A 17,287-nucleotide genomic window follows, 5' to 3' on the forward strand; every position below is an offset into this window, starting at 1 on the left:
CGTTTGCGATGTGTGAATGAGTTCTAAACCAAATAGCCGGGCAATCAAAAAAGACCGGTATAAAAAGAAAGTAAAGGAGCTTCACCCATGAAACTGAGCAGCACCGCGATACTGGCCTTGGCCATCAGCAGCATCACCGCCACGGCTTACGCGGAAAACCAGAGCCAGGCGTTCACCCCGGTGACCGTCAACGACAAGAGCGCCCAGGCCGAAGCCACCGGCTTCCTCGAAGGTCAGTCGATCAGCGGCACGACCCGTAACTGGTACGCCAACGAGCAACTCAAGCGCGGCGGCAAGTTCGCTTATCGCAAGGACGGAGTATCGACGCCGACCGATCGCCGGATCAACTGGGTGCAAGGCACCATCGTCAAGTACAACTCGGGCTTCACCGAAGGCACCGTCGGTTTCAGCACCGAAGTGGCGGCGTACAACGCCATCGCCCTGGAGCGTGATCGCGAGAACCTGGCCTCCAACAACGGCGGCGCGCCGGGCACCCGTCCAGGCGCCGGCAACAACCGTACCCTGACCAAGGAAGGCGGCGACGCTCAAGGCCAGTGGAGCAAACTGGGCCTGGCCAACGTCAAGGCCCGTATCTCCAACACCACCCTGACCGCCGGCCGCATGAACTTCAGCAGCCCGCAGGTCGACGTGATCGGCAACCGTGCGCTGCCATCGAGCTTCGAAGGTATCGCGATCCACAGCGAAGAGCTGAACAACCTGTCCTTCGACCTGGCCACCTTCGACCGCGTCTCGCCACGTACCGAAGAAAGCCTGAGCAAGTTCCGCTCCGAGTACGGCAACATCGACGCTGAAGCCGACCATGTGAACACCGCCGGTATCTCCTACCAGCCACTGGAAAGCCTGAAAACCAGCCTGTGGGCGACCCAGGCCGAAGACCTGTGGAACCAGTACTACTTCGGCGCCACCCACGAGCTGGGTGACAGCCAGGTGCTGAGCCTGACCACCGGCCTGAACTACTACAAGACCGTCGACGAAGGCAAAAAGAAGCTGGGCGAAATCGACAACGACACCTACTCCCTGTCGTTCGGTCTGACTCACCAGGCCCACAGCCTGACCTTCTCGTACCAGGAAGTGAACGGTAACGAGTACTTCGACTACCTGCACGAAACCAACGGCATCTACCTGGCCAACTCCCTGCTGTCGGACTTCAACGGTCCGAACGAGAAGTCCTTCCAGGTGGCCTACGGTCTGAACATGGCCGAATACGGCGTGCCGGGCCTCAAGTTCAACATCTACCAGGCTCGCGGCTGGGGCATCGACGGCACTCACTACAAGGGTGGCGGCTATGACGGCGTGCAGGCGATGGACGGCGAAACCCACTACGAATACGGCATCGGTGCTTCCTACGCCGTACAGAGCGGTCCTCTGAAGGCGACCACCGTGCGCGCGACCTACACCGCCCACCGCGCCAGCGAGAACCAGGCTGACGGCAGCATCAACGAGTTCCGTCTGGTGACCACCGTTCCATTCAACATCCTGTAAAAACCCACGCCGACGGCTGACTCAGTGACGAGTCGGCCGCTCGGCTTTTGTCTTCAACCGATTGCAGAGGGTTCTTGATGAAAATGCTTCCCCTACGTGCGGCCATCGCGGCTGCGTTGCTGAGTGTCGCCGTCGGCGTCTCGGCCAAACCCTTGGTGGTCTGCACCGAAGCCAGCCCGGAAGGCTTCGATATGGTCCAGTACACGACTGCAGTCACAGCCGATGCGGTGGCCGAAACCATCTTCAATCGACTGGCGGACTTCAAGCCCGGCACCACTGAGGTGATTCCGGCGCTGGCCGAATCCTGGGACATCAGCGATGACGGCCTGACCTACACGTTCCACCTGCGCAAAGGCGTCAAGTTTCACACCACCGAATATTTCAAGCCGACCCGCGACATGAATGCCGACGACGTGGTCTGGAGCTTCCAGCGTCAACTGGACCCGAATCACCCGTGGCACAAGCTGTCGAGCGTGGGCTTCCCGTACTTTGAAAGCATGGGCTTCAAGGAACTGCTGAAAAACGTAGAAAAAGTCGACGACAACACGGTCAAGTTCACCCTGACCCGCCGCGAAGCGCCATTCCTGGCCGACATCGCAATGGCGTTCTCATCGATCTACCCGGCCGAATACGCCGACCAGTTGCTCAAGGCCAACAAGACCGGCGATCTGAACAACAAGCCGATCGGCACCGGCCCGTTCGTCTTCCAGCGTTACAACAAGGACGCCCAGGTACGGTTCAAGGCCAACCCAGACTACTTCCGTGGCAAGCCACCGGCCGAGGCGCTGATCCTGGCCATCGCCACCGACAACAACGTGCGCCTGCAGAAACTCAAGGCCAACGAGTGCCAGATCGCCCTGTATCCGAAGCCGGATGACATTCCGAGCATCAAGAAAGACAGCAACCTGAAAGTCGCCGAGCTGGACGCGATGACCGTCTCGTACATCGCGATGAACACCCAGCACAAGTACATGAGCGACGTGCGCGTGCGCAAAGCCATCGACATCGCCTTCGACAAGGAAGCCTATGTCAACGCGCTGTTCGGCAAGGGCAACGCCACCGTGGCGGTCAACCCGTACCCGCCGACCCTGCTGGGCTACAACCACGAGCTGAAAAACCCGCCACGCGACCTCGACAAGGCACGCGCGCTGCTCAAGGAAGCCGGGGTTCCGGACGGCACCGTGTTTACCCTGTTTACCCGTAACGGCGGCGGCCCGACCAACCCGAACCCGATGCTCGGCGCGCAGATGATGCAGGCCGACCTGGCGAAAGTCGGGATCAAGGTCGACATCCGCGTCATGGAATGGGGCGAGATGCTTAAACGCGCCAAAAACGGCGAACACGATATGGTGTCGGCCGGATGGGCGGGCGATAACGGCGACCCGGATAACTTCCTGACGCCTATGCTCAGTTGCGAAGCCGCGAAGAACGGCGAAAACTACGCTCGCTGGTGCAACGACAAATTCCAGGCACTGCTGGATGAAGCACGGGCTAAAGTAGATCCGGCCGAACGCGCCAGACTCTATGAACAGGCCCAGGTGCTGTTCAATCAGGACCAGCCATGGATCAGCATGGCCCATACCCGGATGTTCACTGCAATGCGCAACAATGTAGAGGGCTACAACATCAGCCCTCTGACAACCAATAACTTCGCCACTACCCAGGTGAAGTAGATAAGAAACTCCCGGCCTCCCTGACCCCAGGGTCGCCGGGCACGCCTAACCGGCTGATGAGGTAGCACACAAGATGTTTAGTTTTATTGCCCGCCGACTGGGGTTGTTGATCCCCACGTTTTTCGGCATCACCCTGCTGACCTTCGCGTTGATTCGCATGATTCCCGGCGACCCCGTGGAAGTGATGATGGGCGAACGTCGGGTCGACCCCGAAATGCACGCTCAGGCAATGGAACGCCTTGGTCTGAACAAGCCGCTGTACGCCCAGTACCTGGACTACATCGGCAAACTGGCCCACGGCGATCTCGGTGAGTCCCTGCGTACCCGCGAGAGCGTGTGGACCGAGTTTACCTCCCTCTTCCCCGCGACCCTGGAACTGTCCATGGCCGCGCTGCTGTTCGCCGGCGTCATCGGCCTGCTGGCCGGGGTGATCGCGGCACTCAAGCGAGGATCCCTGTTCGACCATGGGGTGATGGGCATCTCCCTGGCGGGATACTCGATGCCGATCTTCTGGTGGGGCCTGATCCTGATCATGTTCTTCTCGGTCAGCCTGGGCTGGACCCCGGTTTCCGGACGGCTCGACCTGCTCTACGACATCGAGCCACGCACCGGTTTCATGCTGATCGATACCCTGCTGGCCGATGACGCCGGCGCGTTCCTCGACGCCCTGCATCACCTGATCCTGCCGGCCATCGTGCTGGGCACCATTCCGCTGGCGGTGATCGCGCGGATGACCCGTTCGTCGATGCTCGAAGTGCTGCGCGAAGACTACATCCGCACCGCCAAGGCCAAAGGCCTGTCGCCGTCGCGCGTGGTGTTCGTCCACGGCCTGCGCAACGCGCTGATCCCGGTACTGACCGTGGTCGGTCTGCAAGTCGGCACCCTGCTGGCCGGCGCGGTCCTGACCGAAACCATCTTCTCCTGGCCCGGCATCGGCAAATGGCTGATCGAAGCCATCGGCGCCCGGGACTACCCTGTCGTGCAGAACGGCATCCTGCTGATCGCCTGCCTGGTGATCCTGGTCAACTTCGTAGTGGACATCCTCTACGGCTTTGCCAACCCACGCATCCGTCATCAGCGCTGAGGTCAATACCATGAGCACTCCAACATCCTCAGTAGCCACCGCCGCCCCGAGCGCGGATCAAAGCCTGCTGTACCCATCGCCGTACAAAGAGTTCTGGCAAGCCTTCGCGAAGAACAAGGGCGCGGTTGCCGGCCTGCTGTTCATGCTGCTGGTGGTTTTCTGCGCGATCTTCGCGCCGTGGGTCGCCCCGCATAACCCGAGCGAGCAATACCGTGACTTCCTGCTGACGCCACCGGCGTGGCTGGAAGGCGGTCAGATGCAGTTCCTGCTCGGCACCGATGAACTGGGCCGTGACCTGCTGTCGCGGCTGATCCAGGGTTCGCGCCTGTCGCTGCTGATCGGCCTGTCGTCGGTGGTGATGTCGCTGATTCCGGGGATCCTGCTGGGTCTGTTCGCCGGTTTCTTCCCGAAAATGCTCGGCCCGACCATCATGCGCCTGATGGACATCATGCTGGCCCTGCCGTCGCTGCTGCTGGCCGTGGCGATCGTCGCCATCCTCGGCCCAGGCCTGATCAACACCGTGATCGCGATCGCCGTGGTGTCCCTGCCGTCCTATGTACGTCTGACCCGCGCCGCCGTCATGGGCGAACTGAACCGCGACTACGTGACCGCCGCGCGCCTGGCCGGCGCCGGTCTGCCACGCCTGATGTTCATCACCGTGCTGCCCAACTGCATGGCACCGCTGATCGTTCAAGCGACCCTGAGCTTCTCCTCGGCGATCCTCGATGCCGCCGCCCTGGGCTTCCTCGGCCTGGGCGTCCAGCCGCCAACCCCTGAGTGGGGCACCATGCTGGCCTCGGCCCGCGACTACATCGAACGCGCCTGGTGGGTCGTGAGTCTGCCTGGTTTGACCATTTTGCTCAGCGTGCTGGCAATCAACTTGATGGGCGACGGCCTGCGCGATGCGCTGGACCCGAAACTCAAGAACGCCGCCTGAGGAGATTCCCATGTCATTGCTAGAAATCAAGAATCTCAACGTTCGCTTCGGCGACAAGAACGCCACCCCGGTGGTCGACGGCCTCGACCTGAAAGTCGACAAGGGCGAAGTGCTGGCCATCGTGGGCGAGTCCGGTTCCGGCAAATCCGTGACCATGATGGCGCTGATGGGCCTGATCGAGCACCCGGGGATCGTCACCGCCGACGCCCTGAGCTTCGATGGCAAGAACATGCTCAAGCTGAGCAACCGCCAGCGTCGGCAGATCGTCGGCAAGGACCTGGCGATGGTGTTCCAGGACCCGATGACCGCGCTGAACCCGAGCTACACCGTCGGTTTCCAGATCGAAGAAGTGCTGCGCCTGCACCTGAAAATGTCCGGCAAGCAAGCGCGCAAACGCGCCATCGAACTGTTGGAAAAAGTCGAAATCCCGGGCGCCGCCAGCCGTATGGACGCCTACCCGCACCAACTGTCCGGCGGCATGAGCCAGCGCGTGGCGATTGCCATGGCGATTGCCGGCGAGCCGAAGCTGCTGATTGCCGACGAACCGACCACCGCACTCGACGTAACGATCCAGGCGCAGATCATGGATCTGCTGCTGGCCTTGCAGAAAGAGCAGAACATGGGCCTGGTGCTGATCACCCACGACCTCGCCGTGGTCGCCGAAACCGCCCAGCGCGTGTGTGTGATGTATGCCGGGCAGGCCGTTGAAGTCGGCCAGGTGCCGCAACTGTTCGACATCCCGGCGCACCCGTACAGCGAAGCGCTGCTCAAGGCGATTCCGGAACACAGCCAGGGCGCTGAGCGCCTGGCAACGCTGCCGGGCATCGTTCCCGGCCGTTACGACCGCCCGCAAGGCTGCCTGCTGTCGCCGCGCTGCCCGTACGTGCAGGACAGCTGCCGCGCGCAGCGTCCGACCCTTGACCCGAAAAGCCACAGCCTCGCCCGCTGCTTCTACCCGCTGAACCAGGAGGTGGCGTAATGGCCGTCGTACTTACCGCCCGCGACCTGACCCGTCACTACGAAGTCTCCCGAGGCCTGTTCAAGGGCCACGCGACCGTGCGCGCCCTCAACGGTGTGTCGTTCGAACTGGAAGCCGGCAAGACCCTCGCCGTCGTCGGTGAGTCGGGCTGCGGCAAATCCACCCTGGCCCGCGCGCTGACCCTGATCGAGGAGCCGTCGTCCGGCTCGCTGAAGATCGCCGGCCAGGAAGTCGCCGGCGCCGACAAGGCCCAGCGCAAGCAACTGCGCAAAGACGTGCAGATGGTGTTCCAGAGCCCGTACGCCTCGCTCAACCCGCGGCAGAAAATCGGTGATCAACTGGCCGAGCCGCTGCTGATCAACACCAACCTGAGCGCTGCCGAACGTCGCGAGAAAGTCCAGGCGATGATGAAGCAGGTGGGCCTGCGTCCCGAGCACTACCAGCGTTATCCGCACATGTTCTCCGGCGGTCAGCGCCAGCGGATCGCCCTGGCCCGCGCGATGATGCTGCAACCCAAGGTGCTAGTGGCGGACGAACCGACCTCGGCGCTGGACGTGTCGATCCAGGCGCAGGTGCTGAACCTGTTCATGGACATGCAGCAGGAGTTCAACACCGGTTATGTGTTCATCTCCCACAACCTGGCCGTGGTGCAACACGTGGCCGATGATGTGATGGTGATGTACCTCGGTCGCCCGGTGGAAATCGGCCCGAAGGAAGACATCTATGCCCGTCCTCTGCATCCGTACACCCAGGCGCTGCTGTCGGCGACCCCGACCATCCACCCGGATCCGGACAAGCCGAAAATCAAGATCGTCGGCGAGCTGCCCAACCCGCTGAACCCGCCGCCAGGTTGCGCGTTTCACAAGCGCTGCCCGTACGCGACCGAGCGTTGCAGCAGCGAAGTGCCGGAACTGCGCTCGCTCGATACTCGTCAGGTGGCTTGCCACTACGCCGAGCAGTTCCTGTAGGAACCGGGCAAAAAAATGTGGGAGCAAGGTTGCTCCCATAGATGAGGATTGTGTTGTTTCAGTGATTCAAGCGTTAACCAAACCCCTGCTCCGCCGATTGCGCATCAGTCGAGGGAGCGGGGGTTTTCTTTTGCCTGGAATCTAGGTCTGGCTGTCGCCGTCATCCGGATCATCGGTGTCCGGCTCATCGGTGGTGTCATCGTCATCGCCGGAACTGCCGCCCTGCCCCTTGTCGCCTGGTTCAGCTTCAGAAGCGGCAATCATCAATCCACCGTGTCCGGCCTGCCCATTGAACGCCTGGGTATCGTGACTCTCACATTCGGCCCACGCCGTCGCGGTGCCGAGGGACAGCATGACCATCACTTTCAACAGCAATAAAACCCGTAGCAGCCTGTTCTTCATAACCGTTTCCATCCTTTTGCAGGTGAAACACAAGTGCCTGGCTGGTGCTCTTGAAATCTAGCGCCGATCAGCCCGGTTCTCCAGATAGGACGCTGACAGATGCGCAGAATTGCCCTCGGTGGACAGACCGCTTTCGAATAACGGCCATAACTGGATCAGCTAAGTGCGCCTGAAGTACACGCTTCCAGTCTTCTAAACAGCGATGTTTATACGACACCTCCCGACACGCCTTACAGGCTACGCATCCTTGCGCCAATGCCTACGAGTACTCCAGAATCCGCCGGCTTGTGCACTTTGGGGTCGGGTTTTATCGTTTCCGGGTCGCTGAATAAATCGGCGATCGGGTTTAGCAGCTCGGTTTATCAAGGTCCGTAAGCGTCGCCATTCGATCAGCGTTGCTGATTAGCGTTAGGGCGGCTTTGCGTGGGGCACTTCGGTGCGCCGGGTTCCTTGATTCCTGGTCTGCTAACCCACGTATAGCCGCCACCCACCCCGTTTAGCAGCGATGGATGCCGGCTTCATTTATCAAGGAGCTGCACCATGTTCAAAGCGACACCCAATCCGCCAGACGAATTACCGCCCACCGACACCACCTCCCCCTACGAATCCGCCGATTCAAAGAGACTGCACGAAGCCGCCGAACGTGCCCTCGATCATTACCTTAATCCACCCAACAATCCCGACCAGAAACGCAAACGCGGTCCGATGTACGCCGTCGACCCGGCCTACACCGGCGAAGAGCTGCTGGCCAATGTCAGCGAAACCCTGGGGTCGGCGAAAACCATCGCCCTCGACTTCGCAGGCATGCTGCCCCCGCCGCACCGCCGGACGCTGCTGGGAATTGCGCAATTGGTGATGCTCAGTGAACTGGCGGTCAATCGGGTGCTGGATAAGCTGGAGCTGCCGCGCTAGTTGCGGATGATCGTTCCTGCAAAGGGAATCGACCCGCCAATAAAAAACCCCGCAGCTCGCGCTACGGGGTTTTCGGTACGACGTTCAGCGCTTAGTGATGCTCACGGGTCGCGCGGAACTTCACGTCCGGCCAGCGTTCTTCCATCAGGGCCAGGTTGACGCGGGTCGGGGCGAGGTAGGTCAGGTGACCGCCGCCGTCGATCGCGAGGTTTTCCACCGCCTTGTTGGAGAATTCCTCGAGCTTCTTCTTGTCGCTGCAATCGATCCAGCGCGCGGAGTACACGGTGATCGGCTCGTAGGAGCACTCGACCTTGTATTCCTCTTTCAGGCGGCTGGCCACCACATCGAACTGCAGCACACCGACGGCGCCAAGGATGATGTCGTTGGTGCGTTCCGGGAAGAACACCTGGGTCGCGCCTTCTTCGGCCAGTTGCTGCAGGCCCTGGCGCAGTTGCTTGGATTTCAGCGGATCACGCAGGCGCACGCGGCGGAACAGTTCCGGGGCGAAGTGCGGGATACCGGTGAAGCCCAGGGCTTCGCCTTCGCTGAAGGTGTCGCCGATCTGGATGGTGCCGTGGTTGTGCAGACCGATGATGTCGCCGGCGTAGGCCTCTTCCAGTTGCTCACGCTCGGAGGAGAAGAACGTCAGGGCGTCGCCGATGCGCACGTCCTTGCCGGTGCGCACATGGCGCATCTTCATGCCTTTTTCGTACTTGCCCGAGCAGATGCGCATGAAGGCGATGCGGTCGCGGTGCTTCGGGTCCATGTTCGCCTGGATCTTGAAGATGAAGCCCGAGAACTTCTCTTCCACCGGCTCCACGGTGCGCTCGTTGGCGACACGCGGCAGCGGACGCGGCGCCCAGTCGACCACGGCGTCGAGGACGTGATCGACACCGAAGTTGCCCAGCGCCGTACCGAAGAACACCGGGGTCAGTTGACCGTCGATGAACTCCTGCTGGTTGAACTCGTGGCAGGCGCCCTGCACCAATTCAAGCTGTTCGAGGAAACGCTCGTACTCGTCACCCAGATGCGCGCGCGCTTCGTCGGAATCGAGCTTCTCGATGATCTTGGTTTCGGTGCGTTCGTGACCGTGGCCCGGGGTGTAGACAATGATGTAGTCGTCGGCCAGGTGGTACACGCCTTTGAAATCGCGGTAGCAACCGATCGGCCAGGTGATCGGCGCGGCCTTGATCTTGAGGACTGCTTCGATTTCGTCGAGCAGTTCGATCGGGTCGCGGATGTCACGGTCGAGTTTGTTGATGAAGCTGACGATAGGCGTGTCACGCAGACGGCAGACGTCCATCAGGGCGATGGTCCGTGGCTCGACACCTTTACCGCCGTCGAGAACCATCAGCGCCGAGTCCACGGCGGTCAGGGTGCGGTAGGTGTCTTCGGAGAAGTCTTCGTGGCCCGGGGTGTCGAGCAGGTTGATCATGTGTTCGCGATACGGGAACTGCATGACCGACGTGGTAATGGAAATACCCCGCTGCTTCTCCATCTCCATCCAGTCGGATGTCGCATGGCGGTCGGATTTACGGGATTTCACCGTACCGGCCACCGCAATCGCCTTGCCCATCAGCAAGAGCTTTTCGGTGATGGTGGTTTTACCGGCATCGGGGTGGGAAATAATGGCGAAAGTGCGGCGTTTCGCGACTTCGGCGGCCTGTCTGGTCATGGGAAATCGCCTGGCGGTGATTCAAAAAAGGGCCGCGATTATAGCCCAAGTCGATGCAATAACCGAACCGTTGAGCACATTAAGGGTGGCCAAATGCTGCCTCAGATGGGAACCTTTTAAAGCACGGAGACGTCCATCCCCTGTTACGAATTTTCGTCAGGGGCTGAAAAATCAGCAAGTTAGCCTGACGAGGCTGCGCTCATGGCCCGCTTTCAGACAGCAATGCCTGCTCTGAAAAACGGCTGCTTCTCGCGAACGACTTTCCCGGCGTCCAAGTACGGCATGCCACACGGGACAGCGTGCGCCGACTGAAAAAAAAGGAGTCCGCCTGTGGCTATCCGCTATGGCAAAGGGCTGATGGGAGGTGCGGTGGTGATCGCGCTCCTGGCCCTGCTGGTTCACTGGATCGGCATCAACACCATCGAGCATTACCGCGACGATTTGTTGTTTTACCTGCAAGCTCATCTGATTCTCGTCCTCGCTTCCATGCTGGCCGCCCTCGTCGTGGGCATCCCCGCCGGTATCTTCCTCAGCCGCCCGACCATGGTCGGCCGCGCCGAACGCTTCATGCAGATCTTCAATATCGGCAACACCGTGCCACCGCTGGCCGTACTCGCGATTGCCCTGGGGATTCTCGGCATCGGCAGCGGCCCGGCGATCTTCGCTCTGTTCCTCGCCTCGTTGCTGCCGATCGTGCGCAACACCTACGAAGGCCTGAAAAACGTCCAGGGTTCGCTGAAAGAAGCCGCCACCGGCATCGGCATGACCCCGCGCCAGGTGCTGTGGAAAGTCGAGTTGCCCAACGCCGTGCCGATCATCGTCGGCGGCGTGCGTGTGGCGTTGGCAATCAACGTCGGGACGGCGCCGCTGGCCTTCCTGATCGGCGCCAACAGCCTCGGCAGCCTGATCTTCCCCGGCATCGCCCTGAACAATCAGCCGCAATTACTGCTCGGCGCCGCGTGTACCGCGCTGCTGGCCCTGCTGCTCGATGGCGTGGTCACCCTCGCCAGCCGTCTCTGGCTGGAACGCGGTTTGCGCCCGTCTTAAGGCTTCGGAAGGACTTTTTCATGAAACGACTTAGCTTGATTCTAGGCTGTGCCCTGCTGTTCGCAGGATTGGCCCAAGCCGCCGAAAAACCGCTGATCCGCATCGGCGCCCGGGTGTTCACCGAACAGACCCTGCTCGCGGAAATCACTTCGCAATACTTGCGCAGCAAGGGTTACGACGCGCAGATAACCGGCGGTCTGGGCAGCAACCTGGCCCGCAGCGCCCACGAAAGCGGGCAACTGGACATGCTCTGGGAATACACCGGCGTCTCCCTGGTGGCCTACAACCATGTCAGCGAAAAACTCGACAGCGAACAGTCCTACGCCCGGGTGAAAGAACTCGACGCGAAAAAGGGACTGGTCTGGCTCACCCCGTCGAAATTCAGCAACACCTACGCCCTCGCCCTGCCGCAAAAAGTCGCCGAGCAATATCCGCAGATCCACACCATCAGCCAATTGAACGACGTGCTCAAGGCCGAAGCCAAAACCAATCATCTGGTGGCGCTGGATACCGAGTTCGCCAACCGTTCCGATGGCCTGGACGGCATGGTCAAGCTCTACGACATGAACCTGACGCGCAAAAACATCCGGCAGATGGATGCGGGCCTTGTTTATACGGCGCTGCGCAATGGCCAGGTGTTCGCCGGCCTGGTCTACACCACTGACGGGCGCCTCAACGCGTTCGGCCTGAAGCTGCTCGAAGACGACAAGCACTATTTCCCGGACTACACCGCCGCGCCGGTCGTGCGTCAGGCCTTCCTCGACCAGCACCCGCAATTGGCCGAACAGCTCAAGCCCCTGGCGGAACTGTTCGACGACGAAACCATGCGCCGGCTCAACGCCCGGGTCGATGTCGATCACCAGAGTCCATCCGCCGTGGCCGCTGATTTCCTGCGCCAGCATCCACTCAACTAAGGAGGAAAAGTCATGGAATTCTTCAACGCCTTTTCCCATCTCGACTGGCAGCAGGTGATGCACCTGACCTGGCAGCACATCACCCTGGTCGGCATCGCTGTCAGCCTGGCGATCTGCATTGGCGTGCCGCTGGGCATTCTGATGACGCGCTTTCCAAGCCTCGCCGGTCCGTTGCAGGCCAGCGCTACGGTGCTGCTGACTGTGCCATCGATTGCGCTGTTCGGCCTGCTGCTGCCGTTCTACTCGAAGTTCGGCCAGGGCCTCGGCCCGATGCCGGCAATCACCGCCGTGTTCCTTTATTCATTGCTGCCGATCATGCGCAACACCTACCTCGCGTTGACCGGCGTCGAACCGGGCATCCGTGAAGCCGCGCGCGGCATCGGCATGACCTTCGGCCAGCGTCTGCGCATGGTCGAACTGCCGATCGCGGTGCCGGTGATCCTCGCCGGGGTGCGCACCGCCGTGGTGATGAACATCGGCGTGATGACCATCGCCGCCACCATCGGTGCCGGCGGCCTCGGCGTGCTGATCCTCGCCTCCATCAGCCGTAGCGACATGTCGATGCTGATTGTCGGCGCACTGCTGGTCAGTCTTCTGGCGATTTTTGCCGACCTCATTTTGCAGTGGCTGCAACGTTCGCTGACTCCAAAAGGACTCCTGAAATGATTGAACTTCAAAACCTCAGCAAGACCTTCCAAAGCAACGGCAAAGACGTGAAAGCCGTGGACTCGGTGAGCCTGACCGTCAATGAAGGCGAAATCTGCGTGTTCCTCGGGCCATCGGGTTGCGGCAAAAGCACCACGCTGAAAATGATCAACCGCCTGATCAAGCCGACTTCGGGCAAGATCCTGATCAACGGCGAAGACACCACCGGCCTCGACGAAGTGACCCTGCGTCGCAACATCGGCTACGTGATCCAGCAGATCGGCCTGTTTCCGAACATGACCATCGAAGAGAACATCGTCGTCGTGCCGAAACTGCTTGGCTGGGACAAACAGAAATGCCACGACCGCGCCCGCGAATTGATGAGCATGATCAAGCTGGAACCCAAGCAATATCTGCATCGCTATCCGCGCGAGTTGTCCGGTGGCCAGCAACAGCGGATCGGGGTGATTCGTGCACTGGCGGCGGATGCGCCGCTGTTGCTGATGGACGAGCCGTTCGGCGCGGTCGATCCGATCAACCGCGAGATGATCCAGAACGAGTTTTTCGAGATGCAGCGGGCGCTGAACAAGACCGTGATCATGGTCAGCCACGACATCGACGAAGCGATCAAACTCGGCGACAAGATCGCGATTTTCCGCGCCGGCAAACTGCTGCAGATCGATCACCCCGACACCCTGCTCGCCCACCCGGCGGACGATTTCGTCAGTAACTTCGTCGGCCAGGACAGCACACTCAAGCGTCTGCTATTGGTGAAAGCCGAAGACGCAGCAGACAACGCCCCCTCGGTGAGCCCGGAAACCCCGGTGGCCGAGGCGCTGGAACTGATGGACGAACATGACCGCCGCTACGTGGTGGTCACCTGTGCCGAGAACAAGGCACTGGGTTATGTGCGTCGTCGCGACCTGCACCGGCAGACCGGCACGTGCGGGCAATTCCTGCGCGAGTTCAACGCCACCGCCGCGTACGACGAACACCTGCGGATCCTGCTGTCGCGCATGTATGAGTTCAACCGCGCATGGCTGCCGGTGATGGATGCCGAGCGGGTGTTCCTTGGCGAGGTGACTCAGGAGTCGATTGCCGCTTACCTGAGTTCGGGGCGTTCGCGGGGGATGAAGACCCATATCGTGTCGCCGGCCGAGATCGCCGTCGCCTGACCGGACACCTTCGAAAGGGCACAAGCTTGCTCGCGAAAGCGGTCTGTCAGTTGATGAAAGCAGTCGACTGGCACGGCGCCTTCGCGAGCAAGCCTGCTCCCACAGGTTTTTGTACATTTTTTGAGCAACGCACGCACCGGAAAGAAATATCAACACCAGCACGCCAGAAGTGCCACCGGAAACACCTCGGCCATGAGCCAAATTCCCCCTCGACAAACCTTCTCGCCGCCAACGTCGCCGATGTTGCCGCTATCGTAGTTATCCGCGATCCAGCGCAGAAAAGCGTCGAACGTGCAGGTATTTTTAACACTTCAAAATTGTCGGGGAACATCTGGCCGTCATCTCTGTCGGCTACAAAGAGTGATGTTCGCGACGCACGTCAGAAGAGTGCAAAAACGCGACATTTTTAGTTGATCTCAGGCCCCCCACGCCCTAAAGTTCGCGCCGAACGTCCATGCTGGAAACGATCCATCCGGCTCAAGTACTGACGACGAGACAGCAAGGCCAAGGGAAAGAAGCTGAATTTTCCCATGGCCTTTTTGCTTTCGGCGACATGCCTTGGGAAGTAGGCGAACCAAAGTGGGGATACGGAGGACGTTCATATGCACCCATTGATTAACGACGTTTGCCACTAGGAGTCCCAAGTATGTCGATCCAGGTCGAAGACTATTTCGCGCGCGAAACCTTTCAGAAAATGAAGGCATTCGCCGACAAACAGGAAACCCCGTTCGTGGTGATCGACACCGCGATGATCGCCCAGGCCTACGATGACCTGCGCGCCGGTTTCGAATTCGCCAAGGTCTACTACGCGGTCAAGGCCAACCCGGCCGTCGAGATCATCGACCTGCTCAAAGAGAAAGGCTCGAGCTTCGACATCGCCTCGATCTATGAGCTGGACAAAGTGCTGAGCCGTGGCGTGCGCCCGGACCAGATCAGCTACGGCAACACCATCAAGAAGTCCAAGGACATCCGCTACTTCTACGACAAGGGCGTGCGCCTGTACGCCACCGACTCGGAAGCCGACCTGCGCAACATCGCCAAGGCCGCGCCGGGTGCGAAAGTCTATGTGCGGATCCTCACCGAAGGTTCGACCACCGCTGACTGGCCGCTGTCGCGCAAGTTCGGCTGCCAGACCGACATGGCGATGGACCTGCTGATCCTCGCCCGCGACCTGGGCCTGGTGCCTTACGGCATTTCGTTCCACGTCGGCTCGCAACAGCGCGACATCAGCGTCTGGGACGCCGCGATCGCCAAGGTCAAAGTGATTTTCGAACGTCTGAAAGAAGAAGACGGCATCCACCTGAAGCTGATCAACATGGGCGGTGGCTTCCCGGCCAACTACATCACCCGCACCAACAGCCTGGAAACCTACGCTGAGGAAATCATCCGCTTCCTGAAGGAAGACTTCGGTGACGACCTGCCGGAAATCATTCTGGAGCCGGGCCGTTCGCTCATCGCCAACGCCGGTATTCTGGTCAGCGAAGTGGTACTGGTCGCGCGCAAATCCCGCACCGCCGTCGAGCGCTGGGTCTACACCGACGTGGGCAAGTTCTCCGGCCTGATCGAAACCATGGACGAAGCGATCAAGTTCCCGATCTGGACCGAGAAGAAAGGCGAGATGGAAGAAGTGGTCATCGCCGGCCCGACCTGCGACAGCGCCGACATCATGTACGAAAACTACAAGTACGGCCTGCCGCTGAACCTGGCGATCGGTGATCGTCTGTACTGGCTGTCGACCGGTGCGTACACCACCAGTTACAGCGCGGTTGAGTTCAATGGCTTTCCGCCGTTGAAGTCGTTCTACGTGTAAGCCCTCGCGCTGAAATGCAAAAAGCCCATGACGTGTCATGGGCTTTTTTGTGTCTGGTCTGGGGGGTGTGGTGGGTTTCAGATCCGCTGCAATTCCAGACAACGCCGCGCGTAAGCCCCAGCCAACGCTTGAATCCTCAAATCTGTCGCCCCCGCCAGCGCCTCGCTCGCCACACGCAAGAAATTCAGATTACCGCCGGCCAGCGCCTTCTCCAGCCAGACGACCGCATCCTCGACCTGCCCGGCATCCGCCAGCACCGCCGCATAACTGAACTGCCCACGAAAATCCCCGCCCTCGGCCGAACGCCGATACCACTCACGGGCCGCTGCCGGGTCCGCCGGACATACCTGCCCTTCTTCCAGATAACGCCCCAGCAGGTTCATCGATTTGGCATGTCCAATACCCGCCGCCCGCTGATACAGCGCCAATGCCTGAAGATGATCCACCGCCACGCCGCGCCCGGTCGCCAGCAGGTTGGCGAGGTTGTACATCGCCCAGTCCAGCCCGGCCTCGGCGGCGATCCGGTAGTGTTGCGCGGCAATCCCGGCGTCCGCCGCGCAGCCCCAGCCATGTTCGTGACAGCGGCCGAGCATGTTGCGCGCCATCAGATGGCCGTGCCCGGCGGCGATCCCGAACCAGCGCAGCGCCAACGGTTGATCCTGGGCGATGCCGTGGCCATCGAGCAGGATCTGCCCAAGCAATGCCTGGGCTTCAGGCACGCCCTCGCCGGCCGCGAGCAAAATCGCCTGGGCGGCGCGGGCCGGGCTTTCTTCGAGCATGGCGTTGAGACGCTGGCCGTCGAGGACTTCCTCGCGGCGTAACCGGAAATCCGCCACTTACACCTCGACCCAGCGCCGCAGCAGGTTGTGATAGGTGCCGGTGAGGCGGATCAGCGACGGGTGATCGGGAACGTCGCGGGTCAGTTGCTGGATCGCCCCGTCCATCTCGAACAGCAGCGCGCGCTGACTGTCTTCGCGCACCAGACTTTGGGTCCAGAAGAACGACGCGTAACGCGCGCCACGGGTGACCGCGTTGACCTTGTGCAAACTGGTGCCGGGGTACAGCACCATGTCACCGGCCGGCAGTTTCACCCGCTGGGTGCCATAGGTGTCCTGGATTTCCAGCTCGCCGCCGTCGTAATCCGCAGGTTCGCTGAAAAACAGCGTGGCCGACAGGTCGGTACGCACCCGCTCGATACTGCCCTTGGGCTGGCGCACCGCGTTGTCGATGTGGAAGTCGAAACTGCCGCCCGCCGTGTAACAGTTCAGTAACGGCGGGAAGACTTTGTGCGGCAGCGCGGCAGACATGAACAGCGGATTTTTCCACAGCCGCTCGAGCATCGCGGCGCCGATTTCCTTGGCCAGCGGATGGCCTTCAGGCAGTTGCAGATTGTGCTTGGCCTTGGCCGATTGATAGCCGGCGGTGATCTTGCCGTCCGCCCAGTCGGCCTCTTCCAGCGCCTGGCGAATGCGCTGCACTTCGTCTTTTTCGAACAGACCGGGGATGTGCAGCAGCATGGCAATGTCACCTGATGGCAAAGAGGCGGCAATGGTATTGATTCTT

At 60.9% G+C, this 17,287-nt stretch carries 17 protein-coding genes; 13 read left to right on the plus strand and 4 right to left on the minus strand.

The features are described from left to right. The first annotated feature begins 87 nt into the window (after nucleotides 1-87). From N8H74_RS15865 to N8H74_RS15890, 6 genes are all read left to right on the plus strand, one after another. Nucleotides 88-1,503 carry an OprD family porin gene (locus N8H74_RS15865; RefSeq protein WP_262148683.1) on the plus strand — a complete coding sequence of 472 codons (1,416 nt, stop codon included), beginning with the start codon at nucleotides 88-90 and terminating at the stop codon, nucleotides 1,501-1,503. 77 nt (nucleotides 1,504-1,580) lie between these two features. Beyond that, complete coding sequence (locus tag N8H74_RS15870; RefSeq protein ID WP_262148684.1) at nucleotides 1,581-3,176, plus strand: ABC transporter substrate-binding protein; 1,596 nt, start codon at nucleotides 1,581-1,583, stop codon at nucleotides 3,174-3,176. 73 nt (nucleotides 3,177-3,249) lie between these two features. Continuing rightward, a complete protein-coding gene (locus N8H74_RS15875; RefSeq protein ID WP_217831004.1) occupies nucleotides 3,250-4,260 on the plus strand; it encodes an ABC transporter permease subunit in 1,011 nt (336 codons plus the stop codon). Nucleotides 4,261-4,270: 10 nt separating this feature from the next. After that, nucleotides 4,271-5,197 carry an ABC transporter permease subunit gene (locus N8H74_RS15880; RefSeq protein WP_217831005.1) on the plus strand — a complete coding sequence of 309 codons (927 nt, stop codon included), beginning with the start codon at nucleotides 4,271-4,273 and terminating at the stop codon, nucleotides 5,195-5,197. 10 nt (nucleotides 5,198-5,207) lie between these two features. Continuing rightward, entirely contained in the window at nucleotides 5,208-6,176 is a 969-nt protein-coding gene (locus N8H74_RS15885) for an ABC transporter ATP-binding protein (protein ID WP_217831006.1), read from the plus strand. After that, on the plus strand, nucleotides 6,176-7,144 hold the full coding sequence (locus N8H74_RS15890; RefSeq protein ID WP_217831007.1) for a peptide ABC transporter ATP-binding protein: 969 nt from the start codon (nucleotides 6,176-6,178) through the stop codon (nucleotides 7,142-7,144). The genes N8H74_RS15885 and N8H74_RS15890 overlap by 1 nt, the downstream gene beginning before the upstream one ends. 141 nt (nucleotides 7,145-7,285) lie before the next feature. Here the strand turns inward: N8H74_RS15890 and N8H74_RS15895 are convergent, their stop codons facing one another. Continuing rightward, nucleotides 7,286-7,546, minus strand: coding sequence for a hypothetical protein (locus N8H74_RS15895; protein WP_217831008.1), 261 nt, complete (start codon nucleotides 7,544-7,546; stop codon nucleotides 7,286-7,288). Between the two features lie 540 nt (nucleotides 7,547-8,086). Between N8H74_RS15895 and N8H74_RS15900 the strand changes: the two genes are divergently transcribed. Then, nucleotides 8,087-8,458 (plus strand): hypothetical protein, encoded by a 372-nt coding sequence (locus N8H74_RS15900; RefSeq protein ID WP_262148689.1) that lies wholly within the window; start codon nucleotides 8,087-8,089, stop codon nucleotides 8,456-8,458. A gap of 91 nt (nucleotides 8,459-8,549) precedes the next feature. Here the strand turns inward: N8H74_RS15900 and N8H74_RS15905 are convergent, their stop codons facing one another. Continuing rightward, the gene (locus N8H74_RS15905; RefSeq protein ID WP_217831010.1) at nucleotides 8,550-10,133 is read right to left on the minus strand and encodes a peptide chain release factor 3; all 1,584 of its coding nucleotides are present in this window, start codon (nucleotides 10,131-10,133) and stop codon (nucleotides 8,550-8,552) included. Between the two features lie 357 nt (nucleotides 10,134-10,490). Between N8H74_RS15905 and N8H74_RS15910 the strand changes: the two genes are divergently transcribed. The 6 genes from N8H74_RS15910 to N8H74_RS15935 all read left to right on the plus strand — a co-directional run bounded on the left by N8H74_RS15910 (nucleotide 10,491) and on the right by N8H74_RS15935 (nucleotide 15,724). Then, nucleotides 10,491-11,180 carry an ABC transporter permease gene (locus N8H74_RS15910; protein WP_217831117.1) on the plus strand — a complete coding sequence of 230 codons (690 nt, stop codon included), beginning with the start codon at nucleotides 10,491-10,493 and terminating at the stop codon, nucleotides 11,178-11,180. A gap of 20 nt (nucleotides 11,181-11,200) precedes the next feature. Beyond that, nucleotides 11,201-12,094 (plus strand): glycine betaine ABC transporter substrate-binding protein, encoded by an 894-nt coding sequence (locus N8H74_RS15915; protein ID WP_262148691.1) that lies wholly within the window; start codon nucleotides 11,201-11,203, stop codon nucleotides 12,092-12,094. 12 nt (nucleotides 12,095-12,106) lie between these two features. Then, on the plus strand, nucleotides 12,107-12,760 hold the full coding sequence (locus N8H74_RS15920; protein WP_262148693.1) for an ABC transporter permease: 654 nt from the start codon (nucleotides 12,107-12,109) through the stop codon (nucleotides 12,758-12,760). Then, on the plus strand, nucleotides 12,757-13,914 hold the full coding sequence (locus N8H74_RS15925) for an ABC transporter ATP-binding protein (protein WP_217831013.1): 1,158 nt from the start codon (nucleotides 12,757-12,759) through the stop codon (nucleotides 13,912-13,914). Before N8H74_RS15920 ends, N8H74_RS15925 begins: the two co-directional genes overlap by 4 nt. A 53-nt stretch (nucleotides 13,915-13,967) precedes the next feature. Beyond that, on the plus strand, nucleotides 13,968-14,324 hold the full coding sequence (locus N8H74_RS15930) for a hypothetical protein (protein WP_262148695.1): 357 nt from the start codon (nucleotides 13,968-13,970) through the stop codon (nucleotides 14,322-14,324). 236 nt (nucleotides 14,325-14,560) lie between these two features. Next, nucleotides 14,561-15,724: a type III PLP-dependent enzyme gene (locus N8H74_RS15935; RefSeq protein ID WP_217831015.1), complete on the plus strand. Its 1,164-nt coding sequence runs from the start codon at nucleotides 14,561-14,563 to the stop codon at nucleotides 15,722-15,724. A gap of 77 nt (nucleotides 15,725-15,801) precedes the next feature. Here N8H74_RS15935 and N8H74_RS15940 read toward each other — a convergent pair whose 3' ends face one another. Together N8H74_RS15940 and N8H74_RS15945 are read right to left on the minus strand one after the other, a co-directional pair. Continuing rightward, nucleotides 15,802-16,503 (minus strand): tetratricopeptide repeat protein, encoded by a 702-nt coding sequence (locus N8H74_RS15940; RefSeq protein WP_262148843.1) that lies wholly within the window; start codon nucleotides 16,501-16,503, stop codon nucleotides 15,802-15,804. 57 nt (nucleotides 16,504-16,560) lie between these two features. After that, entirely contained in the window at nucleotides 16,561-17,241 is a 681-nt protein-coding gene (locus tag N8H74_RS15945; protein ID WP_262148697.1) for a Fe2+-dependent dioxygenase, read from the minus strand. Between the last annotated feature and the right edge of the window lie 46 nt (nucleotides 17,242-17,287).

Origin of the sequence: Pseudomonas sp. B2M1-30 (genome assembly GCF_025447575.1) — a bacterium.
Classification (GTDB): Bacteria; Pseudomonadota; Gammaproteobacteria; order Pseudomonadales; family Pseudomonadaceae; genus Aquipseudomonas; species Aquipseudomonas botevensis.